The following is a 22,462-nucleotide window of genomic DNA, read 5'->3' on the forward strand; positions in this document are numbered from 1 at the left end:
AAAAATTACAGCAGATTTAGATGAAAACTTTTATTTATTTTTTGTAAAGTTTTTATTTAAATTAATGCAATTAAAAAAACTTCTTCTCGTTTGATTTAAAACTTATATATATTCTTTTTAAAAAATTAATATTTAAAGAATGTATTTTTTCTTAAATAAAAAGCGCTATATTTAATGTACGGAAACTATTTTTGAGAATCTTTTTTACAAAATATGATTTTTGTAGTTAAAACTGTGAATGAAAAATATTTATTAAAATTTATCTATTCGTACTTTTAGTTATTTTTATCGTAAAAAATTGAAAAAAATCACTAAAAAACCAAGGTATTGCTAATTTTATAAAACTTAACCTTTTTTATATTTAACATCTATTTAACAAGCATAGCGAACAGATGTAATTAATTTTGCAACATATAAGTATTTTATTAGATTTGCCCTCGAAACAAACATGAAACAATTCTTATTAATAATATTTACAGCAATAATTGCCATTGGTTGTCAAACAACTAAAAGGGATGATTACGCCTATTTTGGAGGTAGAATTATTAACCCAAAAAGTAATTATGTAATTCTTTCAAAAGATAAATTAATTATCGATACAATTTATCTAAATAAGAACAATCAATTTCTTACAAAACTACAAACACCACAAGAAGGTTTGTATAAGTTTAGACATGGAAATGAGTTTCAATATGTTTTTATCCAACCTTTTGATAGTATCTTAGTTCGTCTAAATACTTGGAATTTCGACAAATCTTTAGTTTATACAGGAAAAGGAAGTTCTAAAAATGAATTTCTAATCAATGCTTTGATTAATGATGAAAAAGATTATAAAAATTTATATCCTTATTTTCATTTAAATTCAAAACAATTTGCGAAAAAAGTAGATTCAATCGTTAATCGAAATAATAAAAATTATGAGATTTTCATCACACAAAATCCAGATGTTTCTCCATTATTTTTAAGATATGCAAAAGCTGCAATTTCGTATCCACCTGCAAGAGTAAAAGAAATTTATCCATTACTTCATAAAAAAAGATTACGATTAGATAATTTTGAAACAATTCAAGATGATTTCTATGCATTCCGTTCTGAATTAAATATCAATGATTCTTTTTTAAATGATTTTTATCCTTTTACAAATTATGTGGTAACACATCTTTATAATGAAGCATATAACCAAAAATTTAAAGGAGGAAAACAAAGTGTAACTTCCAATATGTTACATCTTGTTCATGATAATATCAATAAGGAAGAGTTTAGAAATAAACTTTTAAGAAAAGTTATTTATGACGATTTTAAAAGTGAAACTTCTTGTGGAATCAGCGATAAAGAATATAATCTTTTCCAAAAATTTTGCTCCAATCCAAAATTTCAAACGGAAGTTAAAAAACTTTACGATGATAGTAGAAAGGTAATTCATCAACAACCTCTTTCTAATTTTGATGTAGTGAATTTAACAGGAGATTCAAAGCATATAAAACAATTAATTAAAAATAAGAATACCGTAATTTATTTTTGGTCTGATAATTATTTATCACCAGAATATTTATATAAAAGAGTATCTTTCCTTGAAAAGAAACACCCAAATTTCACTTTCATTGGAATTAATACTCAAAGCAATCATGACATCATTGAAAATACTTTTGTAAAGAAAATTGATTCCAAAAATCAATACCAACTTACAGAAAAAAGTATTGCACATAGCTATGTTACGAGTAACTACCCTAGAACAATAATTATTAACAAAAATGGTGTGGTTGAAAACGGTTTTGCTAATCTTAGTTCGAATAAATTATCAGAGCAATTAAATAAAGTTGATAAAAACTAAGTTTATTTCAAATTTTAACCGTACCTTTGCAACCTTTTAACCAAATTCACATTATATTTATTTGTGAATCAATATTTTAAACGTAAAATATGTCTACATTTTCAAATCTTGGATTAAAACAAGAGATTGTAGAAGCTTTGACAGAAATAGGATATGAAAATCCTACGCCAATTCAAGAAGAGTCTATACCACAAATTTTGTCGTCGGGTAAAGATTTAAAGGCTTTTGCACAAACAGGAACAGGGAAAACTGCCGCTTTCTCATTACCAATTATTCAACAAATAGATGTCGAGAGTAAACACACTCAAGCCATCATCTTATCACCAACTAGAGAACTAGGAATTCAAATTGCTGATAACATCAAAAACTTCACAAAATACATCAAAGGAATTAGAACCGTTGCTGTTTATGGTGGAGCGAAAATTGAAGAACAAATTAGAGGTCTGAAAAGAGGTGCTCACATCGTCGTGGGAACTCCAGGAAGAACTTTAGATTTAATAAAAAGAGGAGTCTTAAAATTAGAATCTACTAGATTTTTAGTTTTAGATGAAGCTGATGAAATGTTAAACATGGGATTCAAAGATGAATTAGATGCCATTTTAGAAGCAACTCCTGATACAAAACAAACATTATTATTTTCTGCTACTTTCCCTAAAGAAGTAAATCAGATTGCAAGAAATTACATGACTGATCCAGTAGAAATTGAAACTGCAAAAGTAAACACAGGTTCAGATAATGTAAATCACATTTATTATTTAGTAAATGAAAGAAACAGATATAATGCTTTAAAAAGAATTGCGGATATTAACCCAAGCATTTATAGCATCGTATTCTGTAGAACTAGAAAAGAGACAAAAGAAATTGCTGACCAATTAATCGAAGATGGTTATAATGCAGATTCTTTACACGGAGATTTATCACAAGCACAACGTGATACCGTAATGCAAAAATTCCGTAAGAAAACTTTACAAATCTTAGTTGCAACAGATGTTGCTGCAAGAGGATTAGATGTAAACAATCTTACACACGTTATCAACTACAAATTACCAGATCAAATCGAAGCTTATACACATAGAAGTGGACGTACTGGTAGAGCTGGAAACAAAGGAACTTCAATTGCAATTATTTCTCCTAAAGAAAGAGGAAAGCTTAGACCGATTGAAAGAAAAATCAGCAAGAAATTTATCAAAACAGATGTTCCTAACGGAAAAGAAGTTTGTGAAGTACAGCTTTTCAATGTAATTGATAAATTAAAAACAGTTTCTGTAAATGAAACAGAAATTACACCTTATTTAGAAGGAATTTACGAAAAACTAGAAGGTTTAACTCGTGAGGAAATCATTCAAAAGTTAGTTTCTTTAGAATTCAATTCTTTCTTAGATTATTATCAAAATGCTCCTGACTTGAACAATGTTTCAACGGATAGAGATGATAGAGGTAAGAGAAGAAACGATGAGAATATGACTCGTTATTTCATTAATTTAGGAAGAAAAGACAAACTTACTCCTGCTAAATTAATCGGATTAATTAACGATCAAAGAATTACTAAAAACATTGAGATTGGTCAAATCGAAATCTTAGATACTTTCTCTTTCTTTGAATTAGACAAAAACTATCAAGACGAAACACTTTCTTCATTCGAAGATACTTCTTTCAATGGAAGAACTGTAAACGTAGAAATTACTAAAAAACAGAAGAAATCTGGAGGCGGAGATCGCGGAGGAAGAAGACGTAGAGATGGTGGTCGAAGAGATGACAGAAGAGGTGGTGATGATAGAAGACGTAAATTCAACAAAGGAGGAGGAAACTCTTCTGGAGAACGTTCTTTTAAAGGTGGAAGAAAAAGACCGAACAGATCTGGTGCTAGACATCATTAATTAGAATACAATCATTATTACATCATAATTTACAAAGCTTATATCATAACTGGTATAAGCTTTGTTGCTTTAATTGGTTCTGAAACTTAGCTATGAATTTTTAAAACCAATTTAATCTATAATTAATTGAAAAAGAAAATAACTCCTCTCCTATTTTAATTTTAAAAAAAGCTGATTTATATTATTTTTCAGGAGACCTCAACAAAACTTTAGAGAATTATTTATTATATGATGAAAGAAATCCAAGCTTAAAAAAATAAACTTAGAATTATTAATACTTATATTTCATTAAGTCGAAAAATAAAAGCCATTGATATCTATCAAACTATTCTAAAAGCAGATTCGACAAATTTGGAAGTCAATTTTCAATTGAGTAAAATTTATTTAAAACTGGATAATTTAGATAAAGCTTATTCACATTTAATTCTTCTAACAAATATTATGAAAAAAAATCTCAGAAATAATCTGAGATTTTTTTTTTTGCAGAATTACTTGATAACTAGTTTCATGATTTTCTGATAATTTTTATCATAAACTATTTTTGCAATATAAATTCCAGATAAATTAGAAACTTGAATTGTTTCATTTTCATTTTTTATAAATTCATCTTTCATTAATTTCCCAGTGATGTCAAAAATTTGAATAGAAGCTTCTATTTGAAAACCTTTTAAACTGATTTCTGAAGTTGCTGGATTTGGATATAAATAAATATCTCTAACATTGTCAAATTCTTCCGTTTCTACATTTAATGTTGGATTCCAATTTTCATTTTGTTTACTTCCCCAAATATGATCTGCAATTTCAGGATAATCAATAAATGGATTTCTATTTAATTGATAATCTTCATAAATAATATCATTTCTATTTCTTTCAAAATCATCTACAGGATCTTCGTCATTCCAAACCAATAATGTATTTAAAACACCATGAAAAGGTGCTTTGTCAGATTGTGGTGGTGTTGCATTTGTCATTTGTAAATCCGGTTCTCCATTAAATCCTTCATATCTTGTTGCCATATAAAAAATCATTCTTGCAACATCTCCTTTCACTTCATCTCTTGGTTGAAAAGTAAAGATAAAAGCATCAATTTTAGAACCTGTATTAAATCCACGATCAATTACATCTTGACAAGTCATACAATTATCAAAAGAACGATTACTTCTGGTAGAATTTACACTTGCACTTAAAGGTCTAAGATTATGAACATCTGTTCCAGCTCCTTTTGAAGTTCCAAAATCTCCTCTAGACTTTGCCCAAACATGTTCTCTTGTCCAACCATTTCCATTATTATATTCTTGAGCAGCATCAATTGATCTTCCAGAATAAATTAAAATCACATTATCTGGATTATTAGGATCTCTATCTGTCTCTTTCAAAATATCCCAAGTATCAGTTCCGCTACTTGTATAAGGAAATTCAACATGGTCTTTAATAATTTCATACAAAGCTTCTCTAAGATTGTCTCCTTTCATATTATAAGCACTTGTATAATAATTTGGTGGAATTTGTGCAAATAAAGAAAAGTTTAAACTTAAAAGAAAAGTAATAGTAATGCATAGGCTTGTTTTTACGTTTTTCATAATATTACATTTTATCAACTACATTCAACAAAAACAACAGTTTCTAGAATTTAGAAACGAACAATACATTAAAAATTTGGGGTAATTTTAGAGAGAAAGTATCCTTATTTTAAAGGTATTTTTATTTTTTGAATCTTTAAATAATTTTAACATTTTTTAGAAAACTCTTTTTTAAACAAAGTAAGTCAAAGACTTATTTCAATTTTTCTTTGTTATTTCCTTAAAAAATAAACGACTTCATTTATATCAAAGGTCTTATAATTTAGGGAAATAAATTATTTGCTTTATCTTTGAATCTATTTTTAAAAAAATTATCTAAAAACAATCATTTACATGGCTATTGTAAAACCTTTTAAAGCTGTTCGAGCAACTAGAGACAAAGTAAGCTTAGTATCTTCTCGTTCTTATGAAGATTATACGCCGGCTGAGTTGGGAGCTCAACTAGACTTTAATCCTTACTCTTTTTTACATATCATAAATCAAGGTTACAAACACCAACGTGAAGTTTCTGATACAATTCGCTTTGGGAATGTACATAAAAAATACAATGAATTTAAAGAGCAAGAAATTTTTATTAAAGATAAAAATCCTGCTTATTACATCTATAAAAAAATTACACCTCAACATACTTTTTGTGGAATTATTGCAGCAACAAGTATTGAAGATTATTTAAATAATACAATTAAAAAACATGAAGGAACGCTTCACAAACGTGAAGAATTATTTGAGAATTATTTAAAAGCAACTGGATTTAATACAGAACCTGTTCTTTTGACATATCCTGATAATGACGAAATTCAAAACATTATTCAAAATATTCAAAAAGAACGTGCAGAATACGAATTTACAAGTAACGATAAAAAATCACATTTACTTTGGGTAGTAAATGATCCAAAAGATGTTGAAGCATTAGAAAATGCTTTTCAAAAAGTAGAATCTATTTATATTGCTGACGGACATCATCGTTCGGCTTCTAGTCATTTGTTATTACAAGATTTTAGCAAAGACAATGAACAACATACAGGGGAAGAACCTTATAATTATTTTATGAGTTATTTAATTCCTGAATCAAATTTAAAAATTTCAGAATTTAATCGTTTAATAAAAGATTTAAATGGTTTATCTACTTCTGATTTTATTGAGAAACTTTCTGAATGGTTTTTTATTGAAAATTTAGGACAGCAATTATTTAAACCTGACGAAATGCATACATTTAGTATGTATTTGGAAAATGATTTTTATAAACTTTCATTAAAAAAAGAACATTATAAATTCACAGATCCTTTAAGTGAATTAGATCCACAAATTCTTTTTGATACTGTTTTAAATCCTATTCTTGGAATTGAAGATTTAAGATATGATACAAGAATTTCTTATTTCAACGGAAAAAATGATGGAGTACATTTAAAAAATGGTGTGGATACAGGAGAATATAAAGTTGCTTTTGGCTTATATCCTGTTTCTGTGCAACAATTAAAACAAATTGCGGATGCAAATCTTCAAATGCCTCCAAAAAGTACTTATATCGAACCGAAATTAAGAAGTGGAATTACTATTTATGAATTCACAGAATAAATAAAAAAGAAAATGTCTAGTATTAAAGAAAATTTAGAAAATATAACTAAAACAATTCCTGAAAATGTAACTTTAGTTGCAGTTTCTAAAACGAAACCAAATGAAGATATTTTAGAAGCTTATAAAGCAGGACATAGAGTTTTCGGAGAAAATAAAGTACAAGAAATGGTCGAAAAGCATGAAGCTTTACCAAAAGATATTTCTTGGCATTTAATTGGTCATTTACAAAAAAATAAAGTAAAATATATGGCCAGTTTTGTAGATTTAATTCACGGAGTTGACAGTTTAAAAACACTTGTAGAAATTGATAAACAAGCGAAAAAGCATGATAGAATCATCAACTGTTTACTTCAAGTAAAAATCGCAAAAGAAGAAACGAAATTCGGTTTAACAATAAATGAAGTTAAAGAGATTTTAGAAAGCGAAACTTTTCGTAACTTAAGCAATATTTCTATTAAAGGTTTAATGGGAATGGCAACTTTTACAGAAGATACATCTGTAATTAAAGAAGAATTTTCTGTTTTAAAAAGTTATTTTGATTCGTTAAAAGAAGAAAACGAAAATTTTGAAATTCTTTCGATGGGAATGAGTGGAGATTATCAAATAGCAATGGAAGCAGGAAGTTCGATGGTAAGAGTAGGAAGTGCAATTTTTGGAAAAAGAAATTATAATTAATTTGTACGCAATAATTGACATAGAAACAACTGGAGGCAAGTTTAATGAAGAAGGAATTACAGAAATTGCTATCTATAAATTTGATGGACATGAAATTGTCGATCAATTTATCAGTTTAATTAATCCAGAAAAAGAAATTCAAGCATTTGTAGTTAATCTAACAGGAATTAACAATAAAATGTTACGTAATGCTCCTAAATTTTATGAAGTAGCAAAACGTATTATAGAAATTACAGAAGATTGTGTGATTGTAGCACATAATGCAGGTTTTGATTATCGAATTTTAAGAACAGAATTTTCACGACTTGGATTTGATTATCAAAGACAATCTTTATGTACAGTAGAATTAAGCAAGCAATTGATTCCTGATTTACCTTCTTATAGTTTAGGTAAACTTTGTCGCTCGCTTGGAATTGCTGTTGCAGATAGACATCGTGCAAGCGGAGATGCAATGGCAACTGTAAAACTTTTTAAATTACTTTTAAATAAGGATAATAGTAAACAAATTATTCAACAGAATACTAAAAATGCTGTTCCTATTAAAAAATTAGCTCCAAAATTACAAGGAATTTTAGAATCCTTACCTACAAAAAAGGGAATCTTTTATTTACATCGTGAAGGTGGATCTATTTTATATATTGGAAAAGCACATAATATTAAAAAAGCAGTTAATCAACTTTTCTTAAAAACTACCAAAAATGCAAAATATATGCAGAAAAAAGTAGTTTCTGTTTCTTTTGAAATTACAGGAAGTAATTTGATTAATAATTTAAAATACTATAAAGAAGTTCAATTAAACCAACCTACTTTTAACAGCAAAAAGAAGAAAAATGCAGATGCAGTTATTTTCAATAATGAGAATATGCTGATTATTGATAAAGGTAGAAGTATCAGTGAACGTTCCGTGATTTTAATTGAATCGCAAGAATTAATTGGTTTTGGATATGTCGATTTAGCATATCAAATCAATAACCTTGATATTCTAAAACCTCTTCTCTCTCCTTTGGAAGATAGTTCTTATAACAGATCTTGTGTGAAGAAACATTTAGACAATCATAAAGTTGAAAAAATTATACGATTTTAAATAAAAAAACCTGAGTTAATTCTCAGGTTTTTTATTATTTATTCTTCTTTCTTTTCATCTATTGCAGTTGAAAAATTAGACGCTGCAGCAGGATTTTCCTTATCATTTAAAACTTTCAAGAGATAGTTTTTATATTCCTTATATTTAATGTCTTTTGTTTTCCATCCAAAAGGAAATGTTTGGTGTGCTCCTCCTGGAATTTTTGCGCAAAACAAATGGTTTTCTTTAGTATCTGCATCTAGAGAAAATGATTTTTCTGTTTTAAATATTTTCAATACTTTTTCTTCTTTATAAGAATACAGATAAGTATAATAAATCTCATCTAATAATTCTTTTGGAGTTTCGAATTTTTTATATGTAATTACTAAATAATCTTCTTTAAAATTAAATTTATCAATTGCAACAGCTCCTCTTTCCATATATTCTTTTGATAATTCTTTTGCAAAATACTTTTTCTTTAATTCCTCAAATATTTCATTTCCTTTTTTATATTCTTCTTTTGCAAAAAGAGAAATAATTTTATTTGAAATGATAAACGTATTGTTTGGCGTAATACGTAAAATTTTATCAAAATATTCTAATGCTTTATCATAATTTTTATTATTTAGCAATTCTAAAGTTCCTATTTTTTCTAATATGTATAAATAATAATCATCTTGCTTATCAATCAAATCAGCACTTATATAATATTCTTCCAATGCTTTTTCTTTCTCTTTTTTCAATTCATAAATAGCTGGAAGCATTAAATAAGATAAACCTGTTTCAAAAGTCATGTTTCTCGCTTTTGCAAAAGTTTCAATAGCTTTATCAATTTTATTTTGATCAAAATAGGTTTGTCCTAATTCTGATAAATAACGTTGACTCAATTCATCAATAGAAACCGCAGTTTTCAAATCTTCTTCTGAATCCTCTAATTTTTTCAAATAGCGATTTGCAATTCCACGAGTTAAATAGACAAAAGCTGTTTTATAATCTTTTTCAATTGCTTTCGTTAAAAACACAACTGCTTTTTCATCTTTTTCTAATCTAAAAAAAGAATAACCTATGAAATACAATTCCTCTCCTTTTAATTTTTCTTCTTGATTTTCAAATTTAACAACCTCTTCAAAGTTATTCTCTTCAAAATATTCTTCAATTGTTTGTGCATGTAAATAAATATTTACAAAAAGTAATAATCCTAAAAGTATTTTTCTTTTCATGGCTTAAATTATTTGTTTTTTATTAAGAATTAGAAATATGATTTTATTCATCATCCTTTTTTTCAGAATTCACTTGGTTTATTTGTTCCAATTTTTCTTCAATTTCTTCTAATTTTTCTTCTAAGAAATCTGGATTATCTGTTTGTTCTCTAAATTGATGAATAATATCTTTCGCATTTATTAAAGCTTCTTCATAAAAAGGAAATTCTTCTGTAACAACTATAATTTTCCCTAAACCTTCAAAATGTTGTCCTTTTTCAATCATTTTAAACGCATGACGGGTTCTAAAATACGCACAATGATAGAATTCTTCTGCGACTTTGTTCCACATTTCATCAGAAACCTCATCATCTGATAATAAACCTACTGCATAAACAGAAGAATGTAAAATATCATTTTGATAACATAAGATATCAAATAAATTTACATCATCTTCTTCCCATTCTTTTAGAGATTTTTCTAAAATTTCATGATAGATTTCATGCGCTTTTTCATGTTCATTTGTCATATGAAGAGTATCCGCCAAAATAATTTTAGCATCTTTATTTTCTGAATCTATTTGTAAAGCTCTTGTTGAAAATCTCAAACTTGCTCCATAATTGGATAAGAAGAAAAATGCTCTTGCTATTCCAATCATAAAATCAATTTTCTTCACTTCATCCGATTTAAAAACATTCGGATCTAATTCTAATGCACGCTGTGGATAACGATCATATGTATATCTATCTAATTTTTGCCCAAGAGAAAGATTTTTATAATAAAAACTATCCATTGCTTTAAAAAGAACAGATCTTCTATCCCATATAGAATGAATGGTTTTCCATTCTTCATAAAATTCTTCAAAAGCATAAGAAATCGGAATAACTTCTCCTTCTTTATCTTTAAACTCTAAATCAACTGAAATATCTTTTCCTTTTTGTCCATTGTAACGTTTAAAAGCATCTTCAAATTCTAAAACGAATTCTTTATCTTCCTCATATACTTTTTTCGGTTTAATGTCCTCTTTTTGCTTTGGTTTTGAACCAAACAATTTTTTAAATAATGACATAATTTATTTTTGATTAATTTCTATTCAAACAATTTTCGACTAAAATCTTATTTTATTCATAGCTAAAAACAAGAATTTTCTCTCTTTAATTCATTGCGACTAACATAGATAAAAATGCTAGATTTTCATAATTTATTTTATAAAGATTTATTTAAAGAAAAATTACAAAGGAAATAGTATATTTGCACCTTAAAATTTAGACTAAAAGAATACACATATAAATATGAAAGCAGGAATTGTAGGATTACCTAACGTAGGAAAATCAACTTTATTCAACTGTTTGTCCAACGCAAAAGCACAATCGGCAAACTTTCCATTTTGTACAATTGAACCAAATATCGGTGTTGTAAATGTACCAGATCGTCGTTTAGAGACTTTAGAAGAAATGGTAAATCCAGAACGTGTTGTTCCTGCAACCGTAGAGATTGTTGATATTGCTGGATTAGTTAGAGGAGCTAGTAAAGGAGAAGGTTTAGGAAACCAATTCTTAGCAAATATTCGTGAAACGGATGCTATTATTCACGTTTTAAGATGTTTTGATAATGATAATATCGTTCACGTTGATGCAACTGTAGATCCTGTAAGAGATAAAGAAACAATTGATATGGAACTTCAATTGAAAGATCTTGAAACTACAGAAAAAAGATTAGAAAGAATAAAAAGAACAGCAAAAACTGGAAATAAAGAAGCGCAAAAAGAATTAGAAGTTTTACTTAAAATTCAAGAAGCTTTATTAGCAGGAAAATCTGTTAGAACTTTAGAATTTACAGAAGATGAAATGGAGAATGTGGTAAGCAAAATGCAATACATTACTGCAAAACCAGTTCTTTACGTTTGTAATGTTGATGAAAGTGCTGCTGTTTCTGGAAATGATTATGTTGAAAAAGTTCGTGAAGCAATTAAAGACGAAGATGCTGAAATTATCATTTTAGCTGTTGGAACTGAAGCAGATATTACAGAATTAGATTCTTATGAAGAGCGTCAAATGTTCTTAGAAGATTTAGGATTAGAAGAAGCTGGATCATCAAAATTAATTAGAGCTGCTTATAAATTATTAAACTTACAGACGTATTTTACTGCTGGAGTTAAAGAAGTTAGAGCTTGGACAATCAATATTGGAGATACAGCGCCACAAGCTGCTGGAGTAATTCATACGGATTTTGAAAAAGGATTTATCCGTGCGGAAGTAATTAAATTTAATGATTTCGTGGATTTAGGTGGAGAATCTAAAGTAAAAGAAGCTGGAAAACTGAGAGTTGAAGGAAAAGAATACGTTGTAGAAGATGGAGATATGATGAATTTCCGATTCAACGTATAATTTGTATATTTATGTAAATAAAAAAATAGGGTTAAGTTTTTATAGCTTAACCCTATTTTATTCTAAATGAAGTTCGTAAATTTATATTAGAAACAAAACTGTAAATTTTTAGTTTTAATATATCAATTTCATCAATGATACTATTAATAAAACTAATAATTGGCAAAAAATTCGTTTCTTTTTATAAACTACCTTAGCAAGAGAAATTAATGAAAGTATGAAGGTTCCAAAGGATTGGTTTACAACATGGTTTAATACAGAATATTACCATTTATTATATAATAATCGTGATGACTCAGAAGCACAAAGCTTCATGAAAAACTTAACTTCCTATTTAAAACTTCCTAAAAATGCAACAATTTTAGATCTTCCGTCAGGTAAAGGAAGACATTCAAGATATCTAAGTTCTTTAGGATATCATGTTACAGGAATGGATTTGTCAGAAAATAGTATCGAATTTGCAAAACAATTTGAAAACGAAAATCTACATTTCAAAGTTCATGATATGCGTGAACCATTTCCTGAGAGATTTGATGCAATTTTTAATCTTTTTACAAGTTTTGGATATTTTGAAGATGATAATCACGATATTCAGGTTTTAAAAAATATTAAAAACGGTTTACATAAAAACGGAGTTGCTGTAATTGATTTTATGAACGCTGAAAAAGTAAAACAACAATTAGTTACACATGAAATTCAACAACGTGGAGAAATAAAGTTCCAAATTGAAAGAGCAATTGAAGATGGATTTATTATTAAAAAGATCTCTTTTCATGCAAAAAATAAAGATTATGTGTTTTATGAAAAAGTAAAATACTTAAATTTAAGTAAGATTGAATCATATTTAGAGCAGGTAGGATTAAAATTAATTACTACTTTTGGCGGTTACAATTTAGAACCTTTTAATAAAGAAACATCAAATAGATTAATTTTAGTTGTCGAATGAAAAACATTGCGCTTATTTTATCAGTTTTAGCCGGAATCATTGTAGTTTATGGGATAAAACCAAGTGCGAAAATAGTTCATTATTTATTAGCTTTTAGTGGAGCTTATTTATTATCAATAACTGCTCTCTATTTGCTTCCTGAAGTTTATGGACATGAAGCTCATGCACACGAAACATCTTTTAATATCGGAATTTTTATTGTTTTAGGACTTTTGCTCCAAATCATTTTAGATTTCTTTTCAAAAGGTGCAGAACACGGACATTTTCATGTGCATGATAAAGGAAAAATTCCTTGGCTTTTATTTTTAAGTTTATGTATTCATGCGTTTATGGAAGGAATTCCTTTAGCACATAACCAAAGTCATAATACACTTTTATGGGCAATTGTAATTCATAAAATCCCTGTTACGATTATTCTAGGAACATTTTTAAATCAAGCAAAATTCAATAAGAGTTTTTCTCTTTTATTTTTAATATTTTTTGCATTAATGTCTCCTTTAGGAAATTTAGCTGGAGAATACATTACTTTATTTATCACTTATAAAACACAAATAACAGCATTAATTATTGGTATATTTTTACATATTTCAACAACAATTTTATTCGAAAGTTCCGAAAATCACAAATTTAATTCCTATAAATTTATCTCAATTCTTGTAGGAGTTGCTGTGGCACTTTTAGCATAAAAATTAGAAACAATACTTTATATTTTTTTGTTTATCAAATCGATAAACAATATCTAAATTCCGTTTCATGAATAATTTATTGAAACGGAATTTTTTCAGTATTTTTGCTCAAAATTAAAGACATTTGAAAAAAATACTTTACATATCGTTTCTACTTTTTTCTGCCTTAGGAATGGCGCAGGAAAAACAAATCAATTTAGTAAATTCTGATTTTACTACTGTTAATGAAAAAGAATATCCTGGAGCTGTAATTGCAACAGGAAATGTAGAATTTGAGCATGATGGCGCAATTCTAACTTGTAAAAGAGCTATTTTATTTCCAAAACGAAATTTTATGCAAGCTTATGGTGATGTGTATCTAAATCAAGGTGATACAATTACGCAAACAAGTAAATATGCTAATTATGACGGAAAAACTAAGAAAGCTATTTCTTGGGGAGATGTAGTTTTAAAAGATCCTCAAATGACTTTAACTACGGACACGCTTCATTTTGATAGAGAAAAGCAAATTGTTTTTTATAAAGATCATGGTGTAATTCGAGATAGTATCAACACATTGGAAAGTGAATATGGAAATTATTATCTAGAAACAAATAAATTTCAAGCACAAACGGATGTTGTTGTAACTGGTGAAGATCATATTTTAAAATCAAATCATTTAGATTATTACACAAACTCTGGAATCGCATACTTACACGGCCCTTCAACAATCACCAATGAAGAAAATTCTATCTATTGTGAAAAGGGTTATTTTAATACAAAAACAAATATTTCTTATTTTAATAAAAATGCTGAAATTCATTATTCCGATCGAATAATTGAAGGAGATAGTTTGTATTATGATCAAAATGATGGATTTGCTTCTGCTACTGGAAATATCAAAGTTACAGATACCATAAATAATTCTGTCGTAAAAGGAAATTATGCAGAATTATTTGAAGTAAAAGATTCTGTTTTTATTACTGAAAGAGCAGTTGCAATCTCTGTGATGGAAAATGATTCGCTTTATATGCATGGAGATACTTTATTGTTAACAGGAAAACCAGAAGCTAGAAAATTAAGAGCTTTTCATCATGTGAAAATTTTCAGTAAAGATTTAAAAGGAAAATGTGATTCTATCTATTCGGATCAAACTTCTGGATTAACTTTTATGTATAGAAGTCCTGTTGTTTGGGCGCAAGGAAATCAAATTACAGGAGATACAATTGAATTAATTTCCAATGTAAAAACAGAACAAATGGATTCTTTAAAAGTATATAATAATGCATTTGTTGTTCAAAAAGATTCTGCTGGTTATACTCAATTAAGTGGAAAAAAACTTCTTGGAAAATTTAAAAACAATGATTTAGAAATTGTAGATATGCTAGGTTTTAGTATGTCTATTTATTATACAAGAGATGAAGATGGAAAATTAATTGGTGTTGACAAACAAGAATCAAATAGTTTACGTTTCATCATTGAAAATAATGAAATTGTTGAAGTTCAAGCAATGGGAAAACCAGAAGGAAAAACATATCCTCTTTCGAAATTCCCAAGAGAATTAAGATATTTAAAAGGTTTTATTTGGCGAGAATCTGAAAAACCTTTAATTATGGAAGATATTTTTATTCCTGATGATGATGGTGAAGAAAAATCAAAAGAATTAACCAAAAAACTTGTTCAAGAATAGCAAAAAAGAAAAACATTGAAAGAAGATTTTTTTAAATATCAAGCACAAACATCAAAACATCCTTTAGCAATTTCAATCAAATCGGCTAAAGGTTCGTATGTGTATGATAAAAATGATAAAGCTTATTTAGATTTTATCGCAGGAGTTTCTGCAAACACATTAGGACATTCACACCCGAAAGTTTCTGAAGCAATTAAAAAGCAAGTAGATTCGTATACTCATGTAATGGTTTATGGTGAATTTATTCAAGATGAACCTGTTCTTTTAGCAAAAATGCTAGCAGATAATTTACCAAATCCTTTAAATGCTACTTATCTTACAAATTCAGGAACGGAAGCTACAGAAGGTTCTTTAAAACTTGCGAAAAGACATACAGGAAGAGCAGAAATTATTTCTTTTAAAAATTCCTATCATGGAAACACACAAGGTTCGATGAGCGTTTGTGGAAATGAAGAAAAAAATGCCGCTTTTCGTCCGTTAATTCCAGGAATTCGATTTATTGAATTTAATAATGAAGAAGATTTACAGAAAATTACTTCTAAAACTGCAGGTGTAATTGTAGAAACAATTCAAGGAGGTGCAGGATTTTTAGTTCCAGAAAACGATTATTTAGCTAAATTAAAAAAACGATGTGAAGAAGTTGGTGCTTTGTTAATTTTAGATGAAATTCAATCTGGAGTTGGAAGAACTGGAAAGTTATTTGGTTTTGAGAATTATAATGTCGTTCCAGATATTTTTATCACAGGAAAAGGTCTTGGTGGCGGAATGCCAATTGGAGCTTTTATTTCTTCAAATGAAATCATGGAATGTTTAACAGATGGTCCAAAACTTGGGCATATTACAACTTTTGGTGGACATCCTGTAATTGCAGCAGCAGCAAGAGCAACTTTAAAAGAAGTTGTTGAAACAAATTTGATGGAAGAAGTTTTAATTAAAGAGAAATTGTTTAGAGATGTACTAAAACATTCTGAAATTAAAGAAATTCGAGGAAAAGGTTTGATGTTAGCAATCATTTTAGAATCTCCTGAAAAAGCTACAGAATTAATTTTAAAATGTATGGAAAAAGGATTGTTACTTTTCTGGCTTTTATTTGAAGGAAAAGCAGCAAGAATCACTCCTCCCCTTACAATATCAGAAGAAGAAATTCGAAAAGGTTGCCAAATCATTTTGGAAACACTTGATGAACTAAAATAAATTGAAAAGCATTGTTTAATTACAATGCTTTTTTTAGTTTTAAACTCACATAAAAATTCACACAATGGAAAAAGAAAAAAAATATTTAGAAATCAATAAAAACTCATGGAATAAAAAAACCAAAATTCATATTAATTCTGCGTTTTATGATGTTCCAAGTTTTTTAAAAGGAAAATCTTCTTTAAATCAAATTGAAATAGATTTATTAGGAGATATTAAAAACAAAAAAATCTTGCATTTACAATGTCATTTTGGACAAGATTCGATTTCTTTAGCTAGACTTGGAGCAAATGTTACAGCAATTGATTTGTCAGATGAAGCGATTAAAACAGGAAAAGAATTAGCAAAAAAACAAATACTGATGTTCGATTTATATGTTGTGATATTTATGATTTATCTAACCATTTAGATGAAAAATTTGATATTGTTTATACAAGTTATGGAACCATTGGTTGGCTTCCAGATATGGATAAATGGGCGAAAATTATTTCTCATTTTTTAAAACCAAATGGTGAATTTGTTTTTGTAGAATTTCATCCAGTTGTTTGGATGTTTGATGATGACTTTAAAGGAGTTAATTATCCTTATTCAAGTAAAGAAGCAATTATCGAAAGTTATGAAGGAACTTATGCAGATAAAAATGCAGCTATCGAAGCAGAATATGTGATGTGGAATCATGGAATTGGAGAGGTTGTTTCAAGTTTAATTCAAAATAATTTAGAAATTCAGTCGTTAGAAGAGTTTGATTATTCTGTTTATAATTGTTTTAATCATACTATTGAATTTGAACCAAACAAATATAGAATTGAAAAATTTGGAAATAAAATTCCAATGATGTATTCCATTAAAGCTATAAAAAAAGAAAAATGAAATTAATTTATGTTTTATTCGCTTCTAGTCTATTATTTACTTCTTGTAATGAAGTAAAAAGTCAAGATAAAACAACCAAAATAGAAGAAGAAAAAATAGAGAAACAGCAAATAAATTCTCAAGGAAATACAATTAAAACACGATTTAATACTCCTGAAGGATTTGAAAGAATTGTTGTTCAAAAAAACTCTTTTGGAGATTATCTGCAAAATTTACCTTTGAAACTAGCAAATGCAATTGTAAAATATTATGATGGTTCTTTTAAATGGAATAAAAATGTTTATGAAGCTGTAGTTGATTTAGAAATTGGAAAAAAAAATTTACATCAATGTGCAGATGCTGTGATGCGATTGCGAGCAGAATATTTATGGAATCAAAAAAAATATGATTCTATCCATTTTAATTTTACCAATGGTTTTCGAGTGGATTATAAAAAATGGATGGAAGGAAATCGGATTGCAATTAAAGGAAATAAAACTTGGTGGAAAAAATCTGCAAAACCTTCCAATTCTTATAAAAGTTTCTGGAAATACATGGAAATTGTTTTTTCATACGCAGGAACAGCTTCTTTATCCAAAGAATTGAAAAGTATTCCATTGAAAGATTTAAAAATTGGTGATGTTTTTATTCAAGGTGGATTTCCTGGTCATGCGATAATTGTTGTTGATGTTGCTATAAACTCTCAAACAAAAGAGAAAATTTTTATGTTGGCTCAAAGTTATATGCCAGCACAAGAAACGCAAATTTTGAAAAATTTAAATAATACAGAAAATAGTCCTTGGTATTCTTTAGATAAAATTGAAAATAAATTGAGTACACCTGAATGGACTTTTTATAAAAAAGATTTGAAGCGATTTTAATAAAAAAAATGATGTATTTAATACATCATTTTTGGTTTTATATTTCTATTTCTAAGCCGTCATAAGCTAAAAATACGTTTTCTGGCAGTTCTCTTTCAACTTCTTCATGAAATCCAAGTTTGTGGCTAATATGCGTTAAATATGCTCTTTCAGGCTTAACTTCTTTGATAATTTCCAAAGCTTCTTCTAAATTTAAATGTGTAAAATGATGTTCTTTTTGCAAAGCGTTAATCACCAAAACTTTTAAACCTTTAAGTTTTTCTTTTTCTTCGTTAGAAATTGATTTTAAATCTGTTACATAACAAAAATCATTAAATCTAAATCCAAAAACTTGTAAATTTCCATGAAGAAAATCAACAGGAATTATTTCTAAATTCCCTAATTGAAAAGGTTTGTTCTCAATAGAATGTTGTTGAACACTTGGAGCTCCAGGATATTTATTTTCATCGATAAAAATATAATCGAATCTTTTTTCAAAATTCTTTAAAACTCGTTTATGTGCATAAACAGGTATAGGTCCCATCTGAAAGAAGAAAGGACGAATGTCATCCATACCAGCGCTGTGGTCTGAATGTTCATGTGTAAAAAGAATTCCATTTATTTTCGAAATATTTGCTCGTAACATTTGATATCTAAAATCTGGGCCACAATCAATTATGTAACGAAAACCATCCCATTCAACAGCGATTGAACTACGTAATCTTTTATCTCTTGAATCGTCCGAAAAACAAACGGGATGTGTACTATTTATCACTGGAATTCCTTGAGATGTACCTGTTCCTAAAAATGTAACTTTCAAAATTATTTTTTTCTGTAAATTTAATGGCTAAATTTAAAAATTAATATTGAAAATTAGTACTTTTGTATTAAAATATAAAGTAAACAAAATGGCTCTAAAAATAAAAGGAGATAAAGAAATATCACACGTTCCTTCTATAAAAAGAAAGGCGTTGCAGATTAATTTGAATGAGAATATTTATGGAACTTTTGCTGAAATTGGTGCTGGACAAGAAACGGTTCGAAATTTTTTCAGAGCTGGAGGAGCTTCTGGTACGATTGCAAAAACAATGAGTGCCTATGATAAAGATTTCTCAGATGCAATTTACGGTGTTGAAGATGATAAAAGATATGTAACGGAGAATCGTCTTAAAAAAATGCTTTCACACGAAATAGAGCTAGTGGAAGAAAGATTAAGTAGAGACAAACATCCAAATAAAATTTTCTTTGCATATGCAAATACTGTTACAACTATTGATTTTGCTAAAAAATTTAAAGGTCATGGTTGGTTAGGAATTAGATTTCAATTAGATCCATTAGAAGATTATAATGAAATCATTATGCATGTTCGTTTTAAAGAGAATGATGCAAAATTACAGCAGGAAACGTTAGGTACTTTAGGTGTAAACTTAATTTACGGAGCGTTTTATTTAAATGATAATCCAAAAGAGTTATTAAAATCTTTCTACGATAATTTACATAAAGACCAGATTGAAATTGATATGATTAATTTCTCTGGACCAAGATTTACATATGTAGACAATCGTTTAATGAGTTTGCAATTAGTGAAGAATGGAATGACAAATGCTGTGATGTTCGGACCTGATGGAAATAACTTATTACCTGCACAACAATTATACAAAGCTAATATTTTAGCATTAAGAGGAAGTTTCCGTCCTGTAACAAAAGTAAACATGGATATGTTTGAAAAAGCAAGAGACATGTTTTTACAGGAAAAAAGAGTAGATAAAGATAAAACTAAAGTTATTTTTGAAATTACGCTTACAAACTTAAGAGCGGAAGGAAAAATTAACGAAAGAGATTTCTTAGACAGAGCAGAATTACTTTGTTCTCTTGGACAATATGTAATGATTACAAACTTCCAAGAATACTATAAACTTGTAGAATATTTCTCTGAATTTACAAAAGCTCGTATGGCACTTGCAATGGGAGTTTATAATTTAGTTCAAATTTTTGACGAGAAATATTATAGAAATTTAAGTGGAGGAATTTTAGAAGCATTTGGTAAATTATTCTTTAAAGATTTAAAAATTTACTTATACCCTCTACAAAATCAAGAAACTGGAGAACTTAGCACAAGTGAAAACTTAAAAGTACATCCTCGTATGAAAGAACTTTATAAGTACTTTAAATACAATGGAAAAGTTTTAGATATTGAAAATTACAATCCTGAAATTTTAAATGTATTTTCAAGAAATGTACTTCGTATGATTTCTGAAGGTGAAGAAGGATGGGAAGAAATGTTACCAGAAGGTGTAGCTGAGATTATCAAAGCTGAAAAATTATTTGGATACTCTAAAAGAAAATTTATCAAAATTGATAAATAAATTTTAAAGTTCTTTAAACCTTTTGTAAATTAAATAGTCTAAACCAAAAAATGTTAATTGGTGATAGACGAAAAAAAGTTAATACAAGAATTAAAACACCCGAAAAGTAAAGAAAAAGCTTTTCGGGTGTTAATTTCTGTTTATAAAGAGCGATTATACTGGCATATAAGAAAAATTGTTATCTCCCATGATGATGCTGATGATGTACTCCAAAATACTTTTATCAAAGTTTTTAAAAACATCGAAAACTTTAAAGAAGAAAGTAAACTCTATTCATGGATGTACAGAATTGCTACAAACGAATCCATTACGTTTATAAATAAAAGAGCAAAACAAAAAAATATTTCTTTAGAAGAAATGCAAACAAAAATGATTGATAATTTGGAAAGTGACTCTTATTTTGAAGGAGATCATGCGCAAATTCAATTACAAAAAGCGATTTCTCGTCTTCCACAAAAACAACAATTGGTTTTTAACATGAAATATTTTGATGATTTAAAATATCAAGAAATTGCAGATATTTTAGAAACTTCTGTAGGTGCTTTAAAAGCATCCTATCATCATGCGGTTAAAAAAATCGAAGAATTTTTAAGAACAAATTAAACCTTCCTTATAACAGATAGTCAAAAGAGTATGAAAAAAGATGATAAACATAATGATTTTTTAAATAGAGAAAAAGATTTATATCAAAAAAATGGATTCTCTACACCAGATGCTTATTTTGAATCATTTGAAGATGACCTTATGTCTAAAATTCTGGAAGAAGAAATTAAAGAAAAATCATCTACGAAAACAGGAATGAAAGTTCCAGATTTATATTTCGACTCTTTAGAGGAAAAAATATTTGAGAATTTACCTAAAGAAGAAAAGAAATCAAAAATACGATTTTTAAATACTTCTAATTTCTATAGATTTGCAAGTGTTGCAGCTGCTGCAATTCTAATTATTTGGATTATGACAACGAAAAAAGAACAAAATTCCTTAAATTTTGATTCTATTTCTAATAATGAATTAAATAATTGGGTTACTAATGAAACTGGTGATTTAGGAACTTATGAATTAGCTGCTTTATACGAAGATAATGAGGATCTTTTAGGACAAGATATACTTTTCACTAATACTATTAGTGACGAAGATTTAGAATTATATTTAAACGATATTGAAATAGAAGATTTATTGGATTCTGAAAATTAAATCATAATGAAAGTACACATTTACATAGTAACATTTTTCTTGTTCATTTTTACTTCTTATCAAGTAAATGCACAAAGACCACCTCGCCCACATCCTCCTGGAAAAATGTCTAAGGAGCGAATGGAAAAAATTAGAGCTCTTAAAGTAGCTTACATCACTGAAACATTGGATTTATCAGTGAAAGAAGCACAAGAATTTTGGCCTTTGTATAATGCTTATGAAGATAAACATGATGAAAATAGAAAAAAAGAACATCGTGTTTTTAAAAAAATAAAAGAAGCAGATAGTTTTTCTGAAACTGAAGCAAAAAAACTATTAATTGATATAGAGAATATTGAACAACGAAATTATACAAGTAAGGTAGAATTTTACAAGAAAATTCAGCAAATTTTACCTCCAAAAAAAATTGTATTATTGAGAAAGGCGGAAATTGATTTTAATCGAAAACTCTTAAAACAGTTTAAACTTCGACATAGAAATCAAATTCAAGAACGTTATAAAAAGTAATAAA

Annotated in this window: 20 protein-coding genes and 1 pseudogene; 17 read left to right on the forward strand and 4 right to left on the reverse strand. The window is 27.8% G+C overall.

Features of this window, described 5'->3' with window-relative positions; genetic code table 11:
* Positions 1–448 precede the first annotated feature (448 nt).
* The 3 genes from I1A51_RS08205 (at position 449) to I1A51_RS17760 (ending at position 4,227) form a co-directional block, all read left to right on the forward strand.
* A complete protein-coding gene (locus tag I1A51_RS08205) occupies positions 449–1,831 on the forward strand; it encodes a TlpA family protein disulfide reductase (RefSeq protein WP_196892910.1) in 1,383 nt (460 codons plus the stop codon).
* Between the two features lie 89 nt (positions 1,832–1,920).
* Positions 1,921–3,708: a DEAD/DEAH box helicase gene (locus I1A51_RS08210; protein ID WP_196892911.1), complete on the forward strand. Its 1,788-nt coding sequence runs from the start codon at positions 1,921–1,923 to the stop codon at positions 3,706–3,708.
* A gap of 315 nt (positions 3,709–4,023) precedes the next feature.
* The gene (locus I1A51_RS17760; protein ID WP_394369305.1) at positions 4,024–4,227 is read left to right on the forward strand and encodes a hypothetical protein; all 204 of its coding nucleotides are present in this window, start codon (positions 4,024–4,026) and stop codon (positions 4,225–4,227) included.
* Here I1A51_RS17760 and I1A51_RS08215 read toward each other — a convergent pair.
* Complete coding sequence (locus tag I1A51_RS08215; protein ID WP_196892912.1) at positions 4,197–5,288, reverse strand: endonuclease; 1,092 nt, start codon at positions 5,286–5,288, stop codon at positions 4,197–4,199. The two genes, I1A51_RS17760 and I1A51_RS08215, sit on opposite strands and share 31 nt — an antisense overlap.
* A 333-nt stretch (positions 5,289–5,621) precedes the next feature.
* On the opposite strand from I1A51_RS08215, the gene I1A51_RS08220 reads away from it, so the two are divergent.
* The 3 genes from I1A51_RS08220 to I1A51_RS08230 are packed head-to-tail and all read left to right on the forward strand — an operon-like array spanning position 5,622 to position 8,622.
* Positions 5,622–6,863: a DUF1015 domain-containing protein gene (locus I1A51_RS08220; RefSeq protein ID WP_196892913.1), complete on the forward strand. Its 1,242-nt coding sequence runs from the start codon at positions 5,622–5,624 to the stop codon at positions 6,861–6,863.
* 12 nt (positions 6,864–6,875) lie between these two features.
* Positions 6,876–7,538, forward strand: coding sequence for a YggS family pyridoxal phosphate-dependent enzyme (locus I1A51_RS08225; RefSeq protein WP_196892914.1), 663 nt, complete (start codon positions 6,876–6,878; stop codon positions 7,536–7,538).
* Between the two features lies 1 nt (position 7,539).
* The gene (locus I1A51_RS08230; protein ID WP_196892915.1) at positions 7,540–8,622 is read left to right on the forward strand and encodes an exonuclease domain-containing protein; all 1,083 of its coding nucleotides are present in this window, start codon (positions 7,540–7,542) and stop codon (positions 8,620–8,622) included.
* 38 nt (positions 8,623–8,660) lie between these two features.
* Here the strand turns inward: I1A51_RS08230 and I1A51_RS08235 are convergent, their stop codons facing one another.
* Complete coding sequence (locus I1A51_RS08235; protein ID WP_196892916.1) at positions 8,661–9,821, reverse strand: tetratricopeptide repeat protein; 1,161 nt, start codon at positions 9,819–9,821, stop codon at positions 8,661–8,663.
* Between the two features lie 43 nt (positions 9,822–9,864).
* A complete protein-coding gene (locus I1A51_RS08240) occupies positions 9,865–10,869 on the reverse strand; it encodes a tetratricopeptide repeat protein (RefSeq protein WP_196892917.1) in 1,005 nt (334 codons plus the stop codon).
* Positions 10,870–11,092: 223 nt separating this feature from the next.
* Between I1A51_RS08240 and ychF the strand changes: the two genes are divergently transcribed.
* The 7 genes and pseudogenes from ychF (at position 11,093) to I1A51_RS08275 (ending at position 18,412) form a co-directional block, all read left to right on the forward strand.
* Positions 11,093–12,187, forward strand: coding sequence for a redox-regulated ATPase YchF (ychF, locus tag I1A51_RS08245; RefSeq protein WP_196892919.1), 1,095 nt, complete (start codon positions 11,093–11,095; stop codon positions 12,185–12,187).
* Between the two features lie 217 nt (positions 12,188–12,404).
* A complete protein-coding gene (locus tag I1A51_RS08250) occupies positions 12,405–13,133 on the forward strand; it encodes a class I SAM-dependent methyltransferase (RefSeq protein ID WP_196892920.1) in 729 nt (242 codons plus the stop codon).
* Positions 13,130–13,819, forward strand: a complete 690-nt coding sequence (locus I1A51_RS08255) for a ZIP family metal transporter (RefSeq protein WP_196892922.1) — start codon at positions 13,130–13,132, stop codon at positions 13,817–13,819. The genes I1A51_RS08250 and I1A51_RS08255 overlap by 4 nt, the downstream gene beginning before the upstream one ends.
* A gap of 124 nt (positions 13,820–13,943) precedes the next feature.
* The gene (locus tag I1A51_RS08260) at positions 13,944–15,488 is read left to right on the forward strand and encodes an OstA-like protein (protein ID WP_196892923.1); all 1,545 of its coding nucleotides are present in this window, start codon (positions 13,944–13,946) and stop codon (positions 15,486–15,488) included.
* 15 nt (positions 15,489–15,503) lie between these two features.
* Positions 15,504–16,682 (forward strand): aspartate aminotransferase family protein, encoded by a 1,179-nt coding sequence (locus I1A51_RS08265; protein WP_196892925.1) that lies wholly within the window; start codon positions 15,504–15,506, stop codon positions 16,680–16,682.
* A 64-nt stretch (positions 16,683–16,746) separates the two neighbouring features.
* Positions 16,747–17,552, forward strand: a pseudogene (locus tag I1A51_RS08270) (class I SAM-dependent methyltransferase).
* Positions 17,549–18,412 (forward strand): DUF4846 domain-containing protein, encoded by an 864-nt coding sequence (locus tag I1A51_RS08275; RefSeq protein ID WP_196892926.1) that lies wholly within the window; start codon positions 17,549–17,551, stop codon positions 18,410–18,412. The pseudogene I1A51_RS08270 and the gene I1A51_RS08275 overlap by 4 nt, the downstream one beginning before the upstream one ends.
* A 37-nt stretch (positions 18,413–18,449) precedes the next feature.
* On the opposite strand, the gene I1A51_RS08280 is transcribed toward I1A51_RS08275, so the two are convergent.
* Complete coding sequence (locus I1A51_RS08280; RefSeq protein WP_196892927.1) at positions 18,450–19,211, reverse strand: MBL fold metallo-hydrolase; 762 nt, start codon at positions 19,209–19,211, stop codon at positions 18,450–18,452.
* A gap of 88 nt (positions 19,212–19,299) precedes the next feature.
* Between I1A51_RS08280 and I1A51_RS08285 the strand changes: the two genes are divergently transcribed.
* The 4 genes from I1A51_RS08285 to I1A51_RS08300 are packed head-to-tail and all read left to right on the forward strand — an operon-like array spanning position 19,300 to position 22,458.
* Positions 19,300–20,757 carry a TonB-dependent receptor gene (locus tag I1A51_RS08285; protein ID WP_196892928.1) on the forward strand — a complete coding sequence of 486 codons (1,458 nt, stop codon included), beginning with the start codon at positions 19,300–19,302 and terminating at the stop codon, positions 20,755–20,757.
* A gap of 60 nt (positions 20,758–20,817) precedes the next feature.
* A complete protein-coding gene (locus I1A51_RS08290; protein WP_196892929.1) occupies positions 20,818–21,360 on the forward strand; it encodes an RNA polymerase sigma factor in 543 nt (180 codons plus the stop codon).
* Between the two features lie 30 nt (positions 21,361–21,390).
* On the forward strand, positions 21,391–21,951 hold the full coding sequence (locus I1A51_RS08295; protein ID WP_196892930.1) for a hypothetical protein: 561 nt from the start codon (positions 21,391–21,393) through the stop codon (positions 21,949–21,951).
* A 6-nt stretch (positions 21,952–21,957) separates the two neighbouring features.
* Complete coding sequence (locus I1A51_RS08300) at positions 21,958–22,458, forward strand: sensor of ECF-type sigma factor (protein WP_196892931.1); 501 nt, start codon at positions 21,958–21,960, stop codon at positions 22,456–22,458.
* Positions 22,459–22,462 lie beyond the last annotated feature (4 nt).

It is taken from the genome of Aureivirga marina (genome assembly GCF_015767265.1).
GTDB lineage: Bacteria > Bacteroidota > Bacteroidia > Flavobacteriales > Flavobacteriaceae > Aureivirga > Aureivirga marina.

Coding starts and splice junctions, on each gene's coding strand:
- I1A51_RS08240 (WP_196892917.1), bottom strand. CDS start 10,869: ATGTCATTATTTAAAAAATTGTTTGGTTCAAAACCAAAGCAAAAAGAG.
- I1A51_RS08220 (WP_196892913.1), top strand. CDS start 5,622: ATGGCTATTGTAAAACCTTTTAAAGCTGTTCGAGCAACTAGAGACAAA.
- I1A51_RS08285 (WP_196892928.1), top strand. CDS start 19,300: ATGGCTCTAAAAATAAAAGGAGATAAAGAAATATCACACGTTCCTTCT.
- I1A51_RS08250 (WP_196892920.1), top strand. CDS start 12,405: ATGAAGGTTCCAAAGGATTGGTTTACAACATGGTTTAATACAGAATAT.
- I1A51_RS08300 (WP_196892931.1), top strand. CDS start 21,958: ATGAAAGTACACATTTACATAGTAACATTTTTCTTGTTCATTTTTACT.
- I1A51_RS08210 (WP_196892911.1), top strand. CDS start 1,921: ATGTCTACATTTTCAAATCTTGGATTAAAACAAGAGATTGTAGAAGCT.
- I1A51_RS08255 (WP_196892922.1), top strand. CDS start 13,130: ATGAAAAACATTGCGCTTATTTTATCAGTTTTAGCCGGAATCATTGTA.
- I1A51_RS08205 (WP_196892910.1), top strand. CDS start 449: ATGAAACAATTCTTATTAATAATATTTACAGCAATAATTGCCATTGGT.
- I1A51_RS08275 (WP_196892926.1), top strand. CDS start 17,549: ATGAAATTAATTTATGTTTTATTCGCTTCTAGTCTATTATTTACTTCT.
- I1A51_RS08235 (WP_196892916.1), bottom strand. CDS start 9,821: ATGAAAAGAAAAATACTTTTAGGATTATTACTTTTTGTAAATATTTAT.
- I1A51_RS08295 (WP_196892930.1), top strand. CDS start 21,391: ATGAAAAAAGATGATAAACATAATGATTTTTTAAATAGAGAAAAAGAT.
- I1A51_RS08215 (WP_196892912.1), bottom strand. CDS start 5,288: ATGAAAAACGTAAAAACAAGCCTATGCATTACTATTACTTTTCTTTTA.
- I1A51_RS08225 (WP_196892914.1), top strand. CDS start 6,876: ATGTCTAGTATTAAAGAAAATTTAGAAAATATAACTAAAACAATTCCT.
- ychF (WP_196892919.1), top strand. CDS start 11,093: ATGAAAGCAGGAATTGTAGGATTACCTAACGTAGGAAAATCAACTTTA.